The 16028-nt window shown below is 66.9% G+C and carries 15 protein-coding genes; 2 read left to right on the top strand and 13 right to left on the bottom strand.

The window, feature by feature from the left end:
* Positions 1-3: 3 nt before the first annotated feature.
* From ACJJV6_RS15190 to truB, 8 genes are all read right to left on the bottom strand, one after another.
* Positions 4-2262 carry a polyribonucleotide nucleotidyltransferase gene (locus tag ACJJV6_RS15190; protein ID WP_133350171.1) on the bottom strand — a complete coding sequence of 753 codons (2259 nt, stop codon included), beginning with the start codon at positions 2260-2262 and terminating at the stop codon, positions 4-6.
* Positions 2263-2501: 239 nt separating this feature from the next.
* Entirely contained in the window at positions 2502-2771 is a 270-nt protein-coding gene (gene rpsO / locus ACJJV6_RS15185) for a 30S ribosomal protein S15 (RefSeq protein ID WP_009372966.1), read from the bottom strand.
* A 182-nt stretch (positions 2772-2953) separates the two neighbouring features.
* Positions 2954-4213, bottom strand: a complete 1260-nt coding sequence (locus ACJJV6_RS15180; RefSeq protein ID WP_407709345.1) for a kynureninase — start codon at positions 4211-4213, stop codon at positions 2954-2956.
* Positions 4210-5064: a tryptophan 2,3-dioxygenase gene (gene kynA, locus ACJJV6_RS15175; RefSeq protein ID WP_407709344.1), complete on the bottom strand. Its 855-nt coding sequence runs from the start codon at positions 5062-5064 to the stop codon at positions 4210-4212. Before kynA ends, ACJJV6_RS15180 begins: the two co-directional genes overlap by 4 nt.
* A 111-nt stretch (positions 5065-5175) precedes the next feature.
* Positions 5176-6159 (bottom strand): bifunctional riboflavin kinase/FAD synthetase, encoded by a 984-nt coding sequence (locus tag ACJJV6_RS15170; RefSeq protein ID WP_133349918.1) that lies wholly within the window; start codon positions 6157-6159, stop codon positions 5176-5178.
* A gap of 78 nt (positions 6160-6237) precedes the next feature.
* Positions 6238-6711, bottom strand: a complete 474-nt coding sequence (locus ACJJV6_RS15165) for a hypothetical protein (protein WP_009372969.1) — start codon at positions 6709-6711, stop codon at positions 6238-6240.
* A 19-nt stretch (positions 6712-6730) separates the two neighbouring features.
* On the bottom strand, positions 6731-7084 hold the full coding sequence (locus ACJJV6_RS15160; RefSeq protein WP_133349922.1) for a hypothetical protein: 354 nt from the start codon (positions 7082-7084) through the stop codon (positions 6731-6733).
* A gap of 1 nt (position 7085) precedes the next feature.
* On the bottom strand, positions 7086-8024 hold the full coding sequence (gene truB / locus ACJJV6_RS15155; protein WP_407709343.1) for a tRNA pseudouridine(55) synthase TruB: 939 nt from the start codon (positions 8022-8024) through the stop codon (positions 7086-7088).
* 65 nt (positions 8025-8089) lie between these two features.
* On the opposite strand from truB, the gene ACJJV6_RS15150 reads away from it, so the two are divergent.
* Complete coding sequence (locus tag ACJJV6_RS15150; protein WP_407709342.1) at positions 8090-9253, top strand: pyridoxal phosphate-dependent aminotransferase; 1164 nt, start codon at positions 8090-8092, stop codon at positions 9251-9253.
* 104 nt (positions 9254-9357) lie between these two features.
* Here ACJJV6_RS15150 and trxA read toward each other — a convergent pair whose 3' ends face one another.
* Complete coding sequence (gene trxA, locus ACJJV6_RS15145) at positions 9358-9795, bottom strand: thioredoxin (RefSeq protein ID WP_009372973.1); 438 nt, start codon at positions 9793-9795, stop codon at positions 9358-9360.
* Positions 9796-9797: 2 nt separating this feature from the next.
* Positions 9798-10283, bottom strand: coding sequence for a nucleoside deaminase (locus ACJJV6_RS15140; protein WP_009372974.1), 486 nt, complete (start codon positions 10281-10283; stop codon positions 9798-9800).
* A gap of 182 nt (positions 10284-10465) precedes the next feature.
* On the opposite strand from ACJJV6_RS15140, the gene ACJJV6_RS15135 reads away from it, so the two are divergent.
* Positions 10466-11620 carry a ScyD/ScyE family protein gene (locus ACJJV6_RS15135; RefSeq protein ID WP_407709341.1) on the top strand — a complete coding sequence of 385 codons (1155 nt, stop codon included), beginning with the start codon at positions 10466-10468 and terminating at the stop codon, positions 11618-11620.
* Between the two features lie 88 nt (positions 11621-11708).
* Here ACJJV6_RS15135 and rbfA read toward each other — a convergent pair whose 3' ends face one another.
* The 3 genes from rbfA to ACJJV6_RS15120 form a co-directional block, all read right to left on the bottom strand.
* Positions 11709-12218, bottom strand: coding sequence for a 30S ribosome-binding factor RbfA (gene rbfA, locus ACJJV6_RS15130; RefSeq protein ID WP_407709340.1), 510 nt, complete (start codon positions 12216-12218; stop codon positions 11709-11711).
* Between the two features lie 241 nt (positions 12219-12459).
* Entirely contained in the window at positions 12460-15354 is a 2895-nt protein-coding gene (gene infB, locus ACJJV6_RS15125) for a translation initiation factor IF-2 (RefSeq protein WP_407709339.1), read from the bottom strand.
* A gap of 152 nt (positions 15355-15506) precedes the next feature.
* The gene (locus tag ACJJV6_RS15120) at positions 15507-15869 is read right to left on the bottom strand and encodes a YlxR family protein (protein ID WP_133349936.1); all 363 of its coding nucleotides are present in this window, start codon (positions 15867-15869) and stop codon (positions 15507-15509) included.
* Positions 15870-16028: the final 159 nt, after the last annotated feature.

The raw sequence follows: 16028 nt of genomic DNA, 5'->3' as shown, positions 1-16028 counted from the left end.
CTGTTAGACGTCAGCGCCTTCAGCAGGTTCGGTGGTGTGGGCGCGCTCGGTCTCAGCCGCACCTTCTTCCTCGGCCACCACGGGGGCGAGCGACAGCTTTCCGCGGTCGTCGATCTTCGTGATTTCCACCTGGACCTTCTGGCCGACGGACACGACGTCATCCACGTTGTCCACGCGCTTGCCGTTGGCCAGCTTGCGGAGTTCGGAGATGTGCAGGAGGCCGTCCTTGCCCGGGGTCAGCGAAACGAACGCGCCGAAGGTGGTGGTCTTGACGACCGTACCCAGGTAGCGCTCACCGATCTCGGGGACCTGCGGGTTGGCGATGGCGTTGATGGCGGAACGTGCTGCCTCGGCAGACGGGCCGTCGGTGGCGCCGATGTAGACCGTGCCGTCGTCCTCGATGGAGATGTCGGCGCCGGTGTCTTCCTGGATCTGGTTGATCATCTTGCCCTTGGGGCCAATGACCTCACCGATCTTGTCCACGGGGATCTTCACGGCGATGACGCGCGGTGCGAACTCGGAGAGCTCGTCCGGGGTGTCGATCGCCGAGTTGATGACCTCGAGGATGTGCAGGCGTGCTTCGCGGGCCTGCTTCAGGGCTGCTGCCAGCACCGAAGCGGGGATGCCGTCGAGCTTGGTGTCCAGCTGGATGGCCGTGACGAACTCTGCGGTACCGGCGACCTTGAAGTCCATGTCACCGAAGGCATCTTCGGCGCCGAGGATGTCTGTCAGGGCTGCGTAGCGGGTCTGGCCGTCCACCTGGTCGGAAACCAGGCCCATGGCGATACCTGCGACGGCGGCCTTCAGGGGCACACCGGCGTTCAGCATGGACAGGGTGGAGGCGCAGACGGAACCCATCGACGTCGAACCGTTGGAACCGAGGGCCTCGGATACCTGGCGGATGGCGTACGGGAACTCCTCGCGCGACGGCAGGACCGGCACCAGGGCGCGTTCCGCCAGGGCGCCGTGGCCGATTTCACGGCGCTTGGGCGAGCCCACGCGGCCGGTTTCACCGGTGGAGTACGGCGGGAAGTTGTAGTTGTGCATGTAGCGCTTGGTCTTCACCGGCGACAGCGAGTCGATCTGCTGCTCCATCTTGAGCATGTTCAGCGTGGTGACACCCATGATCTGGGTTTCGCCGCGCTCGAAGATCGCCGAACCGTGGACGCGGGGCAGGACCTCAACCTCAGCGGTGAGCTGGCGGATGTCGGTCAGGCCGCGGCCGTCGATGCGGATCTGGTCCTTGAGGATGCGCTGGCGCACCACGTGCTTGGTGACCGAGCGGAATGCTGCGGACAGTTCCTTCTCGCGGCCCTCGAACTGGCCGGCAAGGTTGGCCAGCACTTCGTCCTTGAGGGCGTCGGCAGCGTTCTCGCGCTCCTGCTTGTCAGCGATCTGGAAGACAGCGGTCAGCTTCTCGCTGGCTGCGGACTCCACGGCGGCGTAGGCGTCGTCCTCATAGTCAAGGAAGACAGGGAATTCGACCGTCGGCTTGGCAGCACGGGCGGCGAGGTCGGCCTGGGCGTCGCAGAGAGCCTTGATGAACGGCTTGGCAGCCTCGAGGCCCTCGGAAACAACCTCTTCGGTGGGGGCGGTGGCGCCCTGTTCCTTGATGAGGGTCCAGGAGTTGTCCGTGGCTTCGGCTTCGACCATCATGATGGCGACGTCGTCACCGGCAACGCGGCCGGCAACCACCATGTTGAACACGGAGTTTTCCAGCTGTGAGTGCTTCGGGAAGGCAACCCACTGGGAGCCGTTTTCGTCGGCGACCAGGGCAACGCGGACGCCGCCGATGGGGCCGGAGAAGGGCAGGCCGGACAGCTGGGTGGACATCGAGGAGGCGTTGATGGCCACCACGTCGTACAGCTCGTCGGGGTTGATTGCCAGGACGGTGACAACGATCTGGACCTCGTTGCGCAGGCCCTTGATGAAGGCGGGGCGCAGCGGGCGGTCCATCAGGCGGCAGGCCAGGATGGCCTCGGTGGACGGGCGGCCTTCACGGCGGAAGAACGAGCCCGGGATGCGTCCGGCGGCGTACATGCGCTCTTCGACGTCAACCGTCAGCGGGAAGAAGTCAAAGCCTTCGCGCGGGTGCTTGCCGGCGGTGGTGGCGGACAGCAGCGCGGTGTCCTCGTCGATGTACACCATGGCTGCGCCGGCTGCCTGCTTGGCGAGGCGGCCGGTTTCGAACCGGACCACGCGCTTGCCGAAGCGGCCGTTGTCGATGATTGCTTCTGAGAACTGGATTTCGGGACCCTCCAAGAGAGTCACCTCCGTTTCTGTTTACGGAAGTCCAGCCGCATCAACCTGGCCAGCATCTGTCTACTGGCCCTGCACCCGGTCATCGATCGAGACCCACGGGCCGGGACTTCAGTCGCTGAAGCCTTCCCGGGGATCACTACCGAGGACCGCGAATGCGTGATGCGGTTGATCCTCCTGTTTAGTTTTGATTGAAGAAGGCGGCCCGTCCCGTACTGGAAAGGGCCGCCCCCGAAGTCTGACTAGCGGCGCAGGCCGAGGCGCTCGATGAGCGAACGGTAGCGGGCGATGTCGGTCTTCTTGAGGTAGCTCAGCATGCGCTTGCGGCGACCCACCATGGCCAGCAGGCCGCGCTGGGTGTGGAAGTCGTGCTTGTGCTCCTTCATGTGCTCAGTCAGATCCTTGATCCGCTGGGTCAGGACAGCAACCTGGACCTCCGGTGAACCGGTGTCGCCTTCTGCGGTTGCGTATTCCTTGATGATGGACTGCTTTACAGCGGCGTCAAGTGCCACATTAACTCCTATGAAATGTGCCGTGAGGGCCCGGTCAGAAAATCACTGCCGGGTCTGCCGCCGCGGCCTGGCCCCGGAAAACCGGGAAGGTCCGAACACGACAGGAACCAGCCGCCACGGACTGCAGCCGGATCCATCGTCAAGTTTACCGGCCCGGGCCTAACCTGTCGAAACAGTCGGTGTTAGTCCTGCAGCCGGTCCCGGATGGCCGCCATTCCCTGCAGCACCTCCTGGAAGCTGGTGCTCAGGGGCGAGAGGCCGATGCGGATGCCGCGGGGCGAGCGGAAGTCGGGGATCACGTCGTCATCCCACAGCGACGCCACGGTGGCCTTGGTGAACCCGGGGTGGTCCACGGTAATGTGGCTGCCCCGCTCCCCCGGACTGCGCGGGGTGGCCAGTTCGGCGCCCAGCGGTGCCAGCCACGCGTCGAAGATTTCGACGGCGAACGCCGTCAGCTTCTCCGACTTTGCCCGGATGGCAGCCATGGACGCTTCCTCGATCAGGTCCAGCGTCCCCCGGCTGGCGAGCATCCCAAGGATGGCGGGGGTGCCGCTCAGGAATCCCCGGATGCCTGCCGCCGGCTCATACCCCTTGGCCATCTCGAACGCGTCCTTCCGGCCCATCCAGCCCCAGATGGGCTGGTTCAGCGAGGCCAGGTGCCGCTGGTTGACGTAGGCGAACGCCGGCGACCCCGGGCCGCCGTTCAGGTACTTGTACGTGCAGCCCGCGGCGAAGTCCACGCCGGCGCCGTCGAGGTCGATCTCCACCGACCCCGCGGAGTGGCAAAGATCCCACACCACCAGGGCGCCGGCGTCGTGCACGGCGGCGGTAATGGCAGGCAGGTCGGCAAGGTGGCCCGAGCGGTAGGCGATCTGGCTGAGAAGGACGACGGCGGTGCGCGGGCCGGTCGCTTCGCGCACCTGGTCAGCGGTCACCCCGGCGGCGGGATCGGCCTCGATCCAGCGGAGCGTCAGGCCCTCTTCAAGCGCGATGCCTTCCACGAGGTAGCGGTCCGTGGGGAAGTTCTCGGTGTCCAGGACCAGTTCGTTCCGGTCCGGGTCAGCCACCGCGGCCAGGGCGGCCCGGATCAGTTTGTAGAGGACCACCGTGGTGGAGTCCGCGATGATCGTTTGTCCCGGCGCAGCACCCAGGACGGCCCGGCCCAGCTGGTCACCGATGGCCTGTGGCAAGTCCAGCCATTCCTCATCCCATGCGCGGATCAGGCGCCCGCCCCAGCCCTCGCGGATGAACGCCGCGATGTCCCCGGGCGTCCTCTTCAGCGGGCGGCCCAGGGAGTTGCCGTCCAGGTAGGACAGCGGGGTATCGGTGCCGATGAAGTGGCCCCGGTAGTGGGCCAGCGGGTCCTGGCGGTCAAGTTCTTCGGCGCGCTGCTGCAGGGCTACGCCTTCCTCTTCCACCAGGGGCTGCTGCTGGGTGGTCATTGGCCGATCTCCGTCCTGACTGCGAATAACTCCGGGAAGAAAGTGAGCTCGAGGGCTTTTTGCAGGAAGGCGGCGCCGCTGGACCCGCCCGTTCCGGCCTTCATGCCGATGGTCCGCTGCACCGTCCGCAGGTGGCGGAACCGCCACAGCTGGAAATTGTCTTCCAGGTCAACCAGTTCCTCGCACGCCTCGTACGCGCTCCAGTTGTCTGCCGCGTGTTCGTAGATGTGCTTGAACAGCGGCACGAGTTCCGGGGTGAACTCGTGGGCGCGGCTGACGTCGCGGTCCAGGACCGAGGCAGGGACGTCGAAGCCGTGCCTGGACAGGTAGGCGAGGAATTCGTCGTAGATGCTGGGCGCCGCGAGGAGTTCGGACAGCATGGCGTGCGCCTCGGGATCGGATTCGAACACCGGAAGCATCTTGCGGTTCTTGTTGCCCAGGACGAATTCCACGGCACGGTACTGGGCGGACTGGAAGCCGGAGGAGTTGCCCAGGAATCCGCGGAACTGGGAGTACTCGGTGGGTGTCAGGGTGGCCAGCACGGACCACTGTTCGGTGAGGGTCTTCTGGATATGTTTGACCCGGGCGATGCCCTTGAGCGCCGAACCCAGGTCATCGTTACGGAGCCAGGCGGCGGCACTGCGCAACTCATGCAACACCAGCTTCAGCCACAGCTCCGTGGTCTGGTGCTGGATGATGAACAGCAGTTCGTCATGGTGCTCGGGCTTGCTCACCGGCTGCTGGGCACTGAGCAGGGTGGGCAGCTGGAGGTAGGAGGCGTAGCTCATCCGGGAACTGAAGTCGCGGACGATGCCTTTATCCAGCTTGCGGGTGTTCTTTTCGACGGACACGTACTGCCTTTCCCTGCTGACCCCGGCAGCTTCCCGCCGGGGCTGGTGGATCGGATCGGCTGCAGCGCCCCGTTCTGGCCAGCGCCTGGCCAGCGCCTGGTCAGGGTCTGGTCAGCGTTTGACCAGGAGGTCGTGGGCCTGGACCACGTCCAGCTTCATCTGGTCCACCAGTGCTTCAGGCCCACGATAGGCCACCATCCCCCGAAGGCGCGCCACGAATTCCACGACTACTGTCTGGCCGTACAGATCGAAGTCCTCAACGGCCTCCTTGGGCCTGTCGATGACGTGGGCCTCCACCTGGCGGCTGACGCCGTCGAACGTTGGATTGGAACCCACCGAGATGGCGGCCGGCCAGCGCTTGCCGGCCTGGTCCACAAGCCAGCCCGCGTAGATGCCGTCGGCAGGAATGAGGCCGCTGGCGTTGGAGGCGAGGTTGGCGGTGGGGAAACCCAGGGCCCGCCCGCGGGCGGCGCCATGCACCACTTCGCCGCGCATCCGGTGCCACCGGCCCAGCACGGCAGCCGCCGTGGCGACGTCGCCCTCCTGGAGCGCTTCACGCACCCAGGTGGACGAGCAGCGGCGGTCCGCGCCGTCGTCGTCATGCAGGGGGTAGCCCTCGGAGCCGAACTCGCTGATCACCTGGACCTCGAAGCCGAACTTTTCACCAAGGGCCTTCATGGTGTCCAGGTCCCCGGAATTGCCGCGGCCGAAGCGGGCGTCGTGACCGATCACGACGTGGCTGGCGTGCAGGCAGTCCACGAGGTACTGCTCCACGAATTCCTCGGCAGTGAGGCTTGCCAGGTCCAGTGAATACTTGACCACCAGGATGGCGTCCAGGCCCAGTTCGCCCAGTGCCTCCAGCTTGTCGTCCAGGCCCATGATCATCTCGGGGGCGGACTCCGGGCGGTGTACGAACGCAGGATGCGGGTCGAAGGTGACCGCCACGGCCTTGGACCGGGTGAGCCGCGCCGAGCGGATCAGCTGGGACAACACCTGCTGGTGCCCCCGGTGGACACCATCGAAGTTCCCGAAGGTGACAACAGAGGGTCCGAAGTCCGCCGGGACCTCGGACGGATCGTTCCAGATGTAGACCATCACCCTCGCCTTAGACTGCCTGCAGCATCAACATTCCGCAGCCGGACCAGCCGCGGAACTCTTCAAGGTTACCCGTATTCACCGTGCCCCTTTTCCCAGCGACTTTCCCTGCGACGGCCGGCGCCGGTACAGCCACACCAGCCCCAGGATCGGCAGCAGGAGCGGGATGAAGCCGTAACCGCGGCCGAACAGGGACCACACGGTCTCATGGGGGAACGCCACGGCGTCGAAGATGCTCAGCGCCCCCACCACCAGGACGCCCACGAGCTCCACCAGCACGGCGGCGACGGACACTTTGAACCAGGTGCTGCCGGCCTTGGCCAAGGAGATCGTGGCTATCACGTAGACCAAGGCGGCGAAGGCGGACAGCAGGTAGGCGAGCGGGGCCTCGGAGAACTTGGTGAGGATCTGGTAGCCGGCGCGGGCCGAGGCCGAAATGGCAAAGACGGCGTAGACAGCGATGAGGAGGCGTCCCGGGCCCGTGTTCCGGGTATTGCGGGGGGTGCCGGCGGGTGCGCTGCCCACCGCGGCCGGTGTGTGCTGGTCATTCACGTTGCGTGCTTCTTCCACTTCAGTACCAGATCTGGTTCATGCGGGCGGCCATCACCAGGGCCGTCACGCCGACGGCGGCAAGGACGAAGTTGCTCCACCGCGTCCGTTCCAGGATGGACCAGTAGACGGCTGCCGGGGGCAGGAGCATGGCCGTGGCAAGGTAGCCCCAGAATTCCCACGCCTCGCCCGCGATGGGTTCCCCTGCGATCACCCGGACGATCGAACCCACAAGGTAGACCACCAGGGCCAGTTCCACGGCGGCCACCGAGAGAATGGTGACGTCGTTGGGTGCCTTCTTCATGATGCCCGCCACCAGGCAGATGGCGGTGGACAGCAGGCCGACTGCCAGGATGATCCAGAAATACGCGTCCACCCTAGGCCTCCCCGGCTGCCGCGGCGGCGGGTGCGCCGTTGCCCGGTGCGAACACCAGGACCGGTTTTGCGTAACTGCCGGCGTCAGCGAGCAGTGCCACCAGACTTCCGTCGGGGGCGAAAGCGGCGGCGGGATGGTCCGGGGTGGCGGCGGCGGGGCTTCCCGGTTCCGCCCCGGCCGCAATGCGGCGGCCGAACGAGATTTCCGTGGTTTCCTCGGCACTCAGCTCGCGGTTGGGCATGAGCGCACGGGCCGCCTGGGACATTTCCAGGACGTTGAGCTCCTCGGCGAGCTGGTCGAGCGTGCGGGCCTGGTCCAGTGAGTACGGGCCCACATGGGTCCGGCGGAGGGCGGTGAGGTGCCCGCCCACGCCCAAGGCATTCCCCAGGTCCCGTGCCAGGGCACGGATGTAGGTTCCGGACGAGCACTCCACGGTCACGTCAAGGTCCAACGCGCCGGCTCCGGCATCACGGCGGATGCCGTGGACCTCGAAGCGGTGGATGGTGACGGGCCGGGCCGCGAGCTTCACGTCCTCGCCGGAGCGGACCCGGGCGTACGCGCGCTCGCCATTGACCTTGATGGCGCTGACGCTGCTGGGCACCTGCAGGATGTCGCCGGTCAGTGCGGCGACGCCGTCGTGGATTGCCTGGTCGCTGACACCCTCGGTGCCGGCGGTGGCGGTAACCTCGCCCTCGGCGTCGTCCGTCACTGTCGACTGGCCCAGGCGGATGGTGGCGGTGTAGGTCTTGGACGTGCCCACAATGTAGGTCAGCAGGCGCGTGGCCTTGTTGATGCCGACCACCAGGACGCCGGTGGCCATCGGATCAAGGGTTCCCGCGTGCCCCACTTTCCGGGTCCCTGCGAGGCGCCGCATCCGGCCAACCACATCATGGCTGGTCCATCCCTGCGGCTTGTCCACTATCACCAGTCCAGAAAGCACGCCTACCAGTATATCGGCGCAGGTTGGGGCCCCGGTGCAGGGCGGCGGCGGCTAGGATGGCAGGCATGCCCGAGCTTGCCGCCCATGTCCGCGACGTGCCCGTCAACCAGATCCGCGAGATCACCGAGGCGGCGTGGCGCACCCCGGGAGCACTGGTCCTGAGCATCGGGGAGCCTGGCTTCCCGCTCCCCCGCCACGTGCTGGATGCGGGCATGGCGTGCCTGGACCGCGATGAAACGAACTACACCCCCAATGCAGGCATTCCCGGGCTGCGGGAGGCCTTCGCCGCCAGGTTCCGGGAACAGCAGGGCGTGGATGTGGGAGCCGACCGGGTGTACGTCGTGGCCGGGGCACAGCAGGGCCTGCACCTGGCCATGAGCCTGCTGCTTTCCCCCGGCGATGAGATCCTGATCCCCAACCCGGGCTACCCCACCTTCGCGATGACCGCCCGGCTCCTGAACGCCGAACCCGTGGGGTATCCGCTGTACCCCGGGCATGGCTTCCAGCCCCGGACGGAGGATATCGAGGCGCTCATCACGGACCGGACGCGGGTGCTGGTGCTGAACTCACCGTCCAACCCGCTCGGTGCCGTCCTGGGCGGGGACCTGACCCGCGAGCTCATGGAGCTCGCCCGCAGGCACGACCTCTGGGTCATCTCGGACGAATGCTACGAGGCGTTCACCTACGACGTGCCGCACATCAGCCCGGCAAGGTTCGACGGCGGGACGCGCGGCGAAGCGCGGGTGTTCACCTCCCTGACACTGTCCAAGACCTACGGGCTCACGGGCCTCCGGATCGGGGCGCTGGTGTGTCCGCCGGAGTTGAAGCAGCAGATGGACAATGTGATGGAATCCATCGTCTCCTGCGTGGCGGCACCGCCCCAGTACGCCGCACTCGCTGCCCTGACCGGCCCGCAGGACTATGTGCAGCACGCCTCCCGGCACTACCGGGAGAACCGCGACGCCGCCTCCGCAGTCCTTGACGCCAAGGGCATCCCGTACCTCCAGGCCCAGGGCGCCTTCTACCTGTGGGCGGATCTGTCGCACGCCAGTGGCGGCGACGTGCGCGGATGGGTTCGCCGGTTCCTGGCGGACGCCGGTGTTGCCCTGGCCCCCGGCACTGCCTTTGGGTCGATCGGCGAAGGCTGGGTCCGCATCGCGCTGTGCGGGCAGAAACAGGACCTGCTGGAGGGACTGTCACGCCTGCCGGCAAGGACCGGCCTGGAATAACGTCTCCGACCGCTTACCTGGCCGCGGGCCCGCCTACCGGGCCGCATCCGCCTACCGGGCCGCATCCGCTTCCAGGGCCGCGTCCGCTTACTGGGCTGCGCTGATTACCGGGCTGCGCCGCCCAGGGCCCCGTCCAGCCAGGAGCGCAGCACCTGTGCGGGCGCCGCCCCCGCCTGCCGGGCGGCCACCTTTCCGTCCACCAGCACCATCAGGGTGGGGATCGCCTGCACGTCGAACCGCCGCGACAGGCCGGGCGCCTTGTCCACATCGACTTTGACCAGCTTGATCCGGCCGGGCCGTTCGCGGGCCAGTTTGTCCAGGACCGGACTCACCATGCGGCAGGGCCCGCACCAGTCCGCCCAGAAGTCAACCAGCACGGGTACGGGTGACCGTTCAGCCACGGCGGCGAAGTCAGCGTCCCCGGCGTTGACGATCCAGGGCAGCCCGGCCTTGCAGTTGCCGCAGCGCGGCGTCCCGGCTGCCTGCGCCGGAATCCGGTTGGTCTTGCCACAGGAGGGGCAGGCGATGAGCGTTGGCTCCATGCCTAATACTCCGTCTTGCCCTCGAAGGCGTCCCACGCCTTGAAGGGGGCGGCCGACGTCGGAATGTCGTCGCGGGTGACCGGCATCAGTTCGGGGCGGGTGCCGCTGAAGTAGTCGTAGAACAAGGCATCGTCGAAGCCGGCGGCGGCGGCTCCATGCCGGTCCGCGGCAAAGTGGACCCGGTCAATCCGCGCCCACAATGCAGAGGCGAGGCAGAGCGGGCACGGCTCGCAGCTGGCGTAGAGCACCGCGCCGTGGAGGTCGAAGTTGGCAGTTGCCGTAGCGGCGGCGCGGATGGCCACCACCTCCGCATGGGCGGTGGGATCGTTGTCCCGGGTGACCCGGTTGACGCCTTCATGCACGCGCCCGTCCGCCGTCACCACCAGCGCGCCGAACGGTCCGCCGCCCTCGGCAACGTTCCGGACGGCCAATTCGACGGCCTGCTCAAGGTAGCGCGCGGCCTCAAGGTGCTCAGTTGCCTGGGTCATAGCTCGATCCTAGCCACCGCATCCCGGTTAGGGGATGAAATAGGGGGCGCATTAGGGGGAAAGTCCCGACGACATCTGCGCAGCACAGGAATAGTCTGGCGCCCTGGGGCGTCAGCTGTACTGCCTCCCTGCGGGGCACCCTCATCCCGGCCCGCCGCAAGCCACCAGTCCCGGAGTACCCAATGAAGAGAAAACTCGCTTTGATCGCATCCCTGGCGGTGGCGGCCGTCATCATCCCGGCCGCCGCATCTTCAGCGTCCGGCGGGGACCACCACGGCTGGCCGTACGAGGAAGTGGCCGGCGGCCTGGTCTCTCCCCTGCACCTGGCCGTCGGCACCGGTAAATCGCTGTATGTGACCCAGGACTTTGCAGCGACACTTAGCCGGATCGGCAGGGACGGCGACGTCGAGGACATCTACGCCAAGGGCGTTGAAGGCTGGGACGTCGCAGGCGTCGAAACGCGGGGCGCCACGACGTTCTTCCTGGAAAGCACCGGGGCGGGCCTCGGTGAGCCCGCCAAGCTGGAGGGCTACCTGAAGGCCATTGGTCCGGGAGGAGACGTGCGGACCATCGCGGACCTCGCGGAGTATGAACGCAAGTACAACCCGGACGGCAACCAAAAGTACGGGTTCGCGCCTGGCACGGGCGCTGCCTGCCTTGCCGAAACCACGCCGCCCGACGGTGAGGGCGGCCCGCCGCCCCAGTACAAGGGAGTGGTGGACTCCCATCCGTACGCCACCGCAGTCCAGGGCAATACGGCCTACGTGGCGGACGCCGGGATGAATGCCATCCTCAGGGTCAACATCCGTACCGGCGAGATCTCGACGCTGGCCGTCCTGCCGCCCCGGCCTTTCACGATTCCTGCCGAGGCCGCCAAGGAATTGATGGCGCCCAGCTGCGCCGGCTTCACCTACGCCTTCGAGTTCGTCCCGACTGACGTCGAGATAGGCCCCGACGGCTGGCTGTACGTGACGTCCCTGCCCGGTGGACCTGAAAGCGAAGCCCTCGGCCACCGCGGCGCGATCTTCAAGGTCAACCCGTGGACCGGAGCAACCAGGCTCTGGGTGGACTACATCCTCAGCCCCACCGGACTGGCTGTTGCCAACACGGGCGACGTTTATGTTGCATCATTGTTCGGCAACGAGATCCTGAAGTTCCACGCCTGGAAGGGACACCGCACCCAATTCCTGAAAGTGAACCAGCCCGCCGACGTCGAAATCCAGGGCCGGACGCTCTACGCCACGATTGATGCACTGCCAGGGCCTCCAGCAGGACCAGGTGCGGCACCTCCTGCGGGGCCTCCGGCCGGAAAGGTCATCAAGGCCGATATCAAGTAGGCACCGCACAGGAGGCGAACACAGGTTTCTGGGAAGCAGAAGGCCCGGACAGCATTCGCGGTCCGGGCCTTCTGCTGACGTTTTCGGGCTACTTGCTGCCGTCTTCGTCGAACTCGTCGGTGTCGTTGAGGTCGAGGTCCTCTTCGTCGAAATCGTCTTCGTCGATCTCCACGTCAGGTGACGCATCGCTCTTGTAGGGATCGGCGTCGCCGGCGTGCTTGGCCTTGGCAGCCAGGGCGGCCACCTCGGCGTCGCGCTTCTTGGCTTCCCGCAGCAGTTCCTCAAGGTTGGAGGCGTTCACGGGAATCTGGTCGGCCACGAATTCGAGCGTGGGAGTCAGGCGCGCAGTGATGTTGCGGCCCACCTCCTGCCGCAGCACACCCTTGGCCTTCTCCAGTCCCTTGGCAGCATCAGACTGCAAAGCCTGGTCCCCAAAGACGGTGTAGTAGACGGTGGCATGCTGCAGATCATTGGTCACGCGGGCATCGGTAACAGTAATCCCCTCAAGCCGCGGATCCTTAACCTTCCGGCTCAGGGCCTCAGCAACAACAACCTTAATCCGCTGCGCCATCTTGGCAGCACGTGCCGGATCAGCCATGTTCAACTCCTATAAAAGAAAATTTGGGTCGTACGACGGCGGCGCGGAGGCTGCCAGCGCACGTTTCAGTTCTGCACCACGCACCCAGGCGGGCCAACGACGATGCCGGAGAGTTTTGGGGGCGCCCGGGAGTGGCATCGGGCCTACCGGAGCTGGGCGGCAAAGGATCGCAAGATCCTTTGCCGCCCAGCGTAGGGGCGGGGCGCCCCCAAAACTCGGAGGCGTCCCGCCGCGGGACAGACTAGACGCGCGGCTTTTCGCGCATCTCGAAGGTCTCGATGATGTCGCCTTCAACGATGTCGTTGTACGAGCCAAGGCCGATACCACACTCGAAGTCCGTGCGGACCTCGGTGGCGTCATCCTTGAAGCGCTTGAGCGTCTCAATGGTGAGGTTGTCACCGATGACCTTGCCGTCGCGGCTGATGCGTGCCTTGGTGTTACGGCGGATGATGCCGCTGCGGACGATCGAGCCTGCGATGTTTCCGAACTTGGAGGAGCGGAAGACTTCGCGGACCTCGGCGGTGCCCAGCTGGAATTCTTCGTATTCCGGCTTGAGCATGCCCTTGAGCGCCATCTCGATGTCATCGATTGCGGCGTAGATGACCGAGTAGAAGCGCATGTCCACGCCTTCGCGGTCTGCCAGTTCGGCAACCCGCTCGGCCGGCTTGACGTTGAAGCCGATGATGACGGCGGAGTCGACCGTTGCCAGGTTGACGTCGTTCTGCGTGATGGCACCCACACCGCGGTGGATGACGCGCAGCTGCACGCCTTCGCCGACGTCGATCTTGAGCAGGGCATCTTCGAGGGCTTCCACGGCACCGGACACGTCACCCTTGAGGATGAGGTTGAGGGTGTCGATCTTGCCGTCGGCCACGGCCTGGTCGAAGTCTTCGAGGCTGATGCGCTTGCGGCGCTTGGCGAGCTGGGCGTTGCGCTCAGCGGCTTCACGCTTTTCGGCGATCTGGCGGGCGGTCCGTTCGTCGGTGGTGACCAGGAAGCTGTCACCGGCGCGCGGCACGTTGGACAGGCCGAGGACCTGGACCGGACGTGACGGCAGCGCGACGTCGAGGGCTTCGCCGTCTTCGTCGAACATGGCGCGGACGCGGCCGTGGGCCGTACCGGCCACGATCGTGTCGCCGACCGCCAGGGTACCGGACTGCACCAGCACGGTGGCCACCGCACCCCGGCCCTTGTCCAGGTTGGCTTCGATGGCGATACCGCGGGCGGCCTTGTCCGGGTTGGCCCGGAGGTCCAGCGCGGCGTCGGCGGTCAGCAGCACAGCGTCGATCAGTTCGTCGATGTTCAGGTTCTGGCGGGCAGAGACCTCAACGAACATGGTGTCGCCACCGTATTCTTCCGGAACCAGGCCGTACTCGGTCAGCTGGCCCTTGACCTTGTCAGGGTTGGCGCCTTCCTTGTCGATCTTGTTCACGGCCACGACGATCGGCACGTTGGCCGCCTGGGCGTGGTTGAGTGCTTCAACGGTCTGCGGCATAACGCCGTCGTCCGCTGCCACCACCAGGATGGCGATGTCGGTGACCTTGGCACCACGGGCACGCATGGCGGTGAACGCCTCGTGACCGGGGGTGTCAATGAACGTGATGTCGCGCAGCGTGCCCTCATGCTCATGGCTGATCTGGTAGGCACCGATGTGCTGGGTGATGCCGCCGTGCTCGCCGGCCACGACGTCCGAGTTGCGGATGGCATCCAGCAACCGGGTCTTACCGTGGTCAACGTGGCCCATGACGGTGACGACCGGAGCGCGCGGCTCGAGTTCGTCGTCGCCTTCGGCTTCGAGTTCGGCTTCCACGTCGATGTCGAAGGTGGAGAGCAGCTCGCGCTCCTCGTCCTCCGGCGACACGACCTGCAGCTTGTAGCCCAGTTCCTCGCCCAGCAGCGCGAAGGTGTCCTCGTCCAGCGACTGGGTGGCGGTTGCCATTTCACCGAGGTGGAACAGCACGGTCACCAGTGCGGCGGGGTTTGCCTCGATCTTGTCGGCGAAGTCCGTGATGGACGAGCCGCGGCGCAGCCGGATGACGGTGTTGCCGTCGCCGCGGGGTACGCTGACGCCACCCAGCGACGGTGCGCTCATCTGCTCAAGTTCCTGGCGCTTTGCGCGCTTCGACTTGCGCTGCTTGCCACGGCCTGCGCCGCCCTTGCCGAAGGCACCCTGGGTGCCGCCGCGGCCGCGGCCGCCCTTGCCGAAGCCACCGCCGGCGGGAGCACCGCCGCCGCCACCGGGACCACCGGTTCCGGGTGCGCCGCCCGGGCGTCCGGGACCGCGGCCGCCGCCACCGGGACGGCCTGCACCTGCGGGTGCGGGACGCTCAGTGCGGTTGGGCATCATGCCGGGAGTAGGCCGCGGACCACCGGGGCGGGGTGCACCGGGACGGGGACCGCCGGCACCGGCTGCGGGACGGGGCCCACCTGCACCGGCCGCTGGACGCGGACCACCGGGACGGGGACCACCGGCACCGGCCGCGGGACGCGGACCACCGGGACGGTCGCCGTCGGTGCGGCCGCCACCCGGGCGGGGCATGCCCTGGGACGTGGCAAACGGGTTGTTGCCCGGACGGGGAGCGCGGTCACCGTCGCCGCCACGGCCGCGGGGCATGCCCTGCGAGGTGGCGAACGGGTTGTTGCCGGGACGGGGACCGCCCGGGCGCGGCGCGTTCGAGCCGGGAGCGGAGCCACCCGGGCGGGCGGCGGGGGTGTCAGCCTTGGGGGCCGGACGGGCACCGGGCTTGGCGCCGGTGGAGGGTGCCGCGGGAGCAGCCGGAGCGCTGGCGGCAGGTGCCGGCGGCGCGCTGGGAGCCGGGGCCGACGGGGCAGCCGCCTGGGCGGGGGCTGCGGGTGCCGGAGCCTTGGGTGCGGGAGCTTTGGGAGCTGCCGGGCCCGGAGCCGGGGTTGACGGACGTGCTTCCGCGGCGGGAGCAGGTGCCTTGGGGGCAGCTGCGGGTGCTGCGCTCTTGGCGGCAGCATCGGGGAAGGCGTTGCGCAGCTTGCGCACGACGGGGGCCTCAATGGTGGATGAGGCGGAGCGAACGAATTCGCCCAGTTCCTGCAGTTTTGTCACTGCATCTTTGGAAGTAATACCGAGCTCTTTCGCGAGCTCGTGTACGCGGACCTTGGCCACATTTCTCCTGTCTCGGTCCGCACCGAGCCAGGCACGAACCGTCTACTTCTTACTGCGGGCCCCAGCCGCGAATGCTGCAGAAGGGCCCATTGCAGAGCGCAACAAAGTTGTCATCGTTACGCACTCATCGCTGGGAACTCATCGGGTTTCCATCAGATTTCTGACCCGCTTTCAGGTTGGACGGTTGGTGTCGCAGCCGCCGTGGCGCCTGTGACGATCGGACCTGACGTGATCCGGCGTTCCACGGCTTCGGTTCCGGTTGCTCCCCGAAGGGCGCGTCCGAACGCTCGCCGCTTTACTGCCAGAGCCAGGCACGATTCGCTGGGATGCAGCCATGCACCCCGGCCAGCCATCCGGCGTCGTTCATCCACCAGGACAGCGGTTGATCCGCTGCCTTCGGCGACGAGCCGGAGTAACTCAGACCGCGGCCCCTTCTTCCGGCAACCGATGCAGGTGCGTTCCGGTTGACTCCCGCTGGTACGTACTTCTGCCACGGCAATCGTCCTGACGTTCATATCTGCAGGCCACGCGCGGGCTCCTCCCCATCCGGGAAAGGGCACACGCAAGGCACACGGTTACCGGCCGTAAGGCGCGGTCCTATCTATTCTAGCCCCTCCGGGGCCTTCCGCCCGAACCGCCCGCCGGCTCCGGCGTGGCAGGATCCGGCCGGACAG

This window comes from Arthrobacter nitrophenolicus (assembly GCF_045833485.1).
Lineage (GTDB): Bacteria > Actinomycetota > Actinomycetes > Actinomycetales > Micrococcaceae > Arthrobacter > Arthrobacter nitrophenolicus.
Note: the sequence above shows the minus strand (reverse complement) of the source record. Positions and strands in the feature narration are given on the sequence as shown.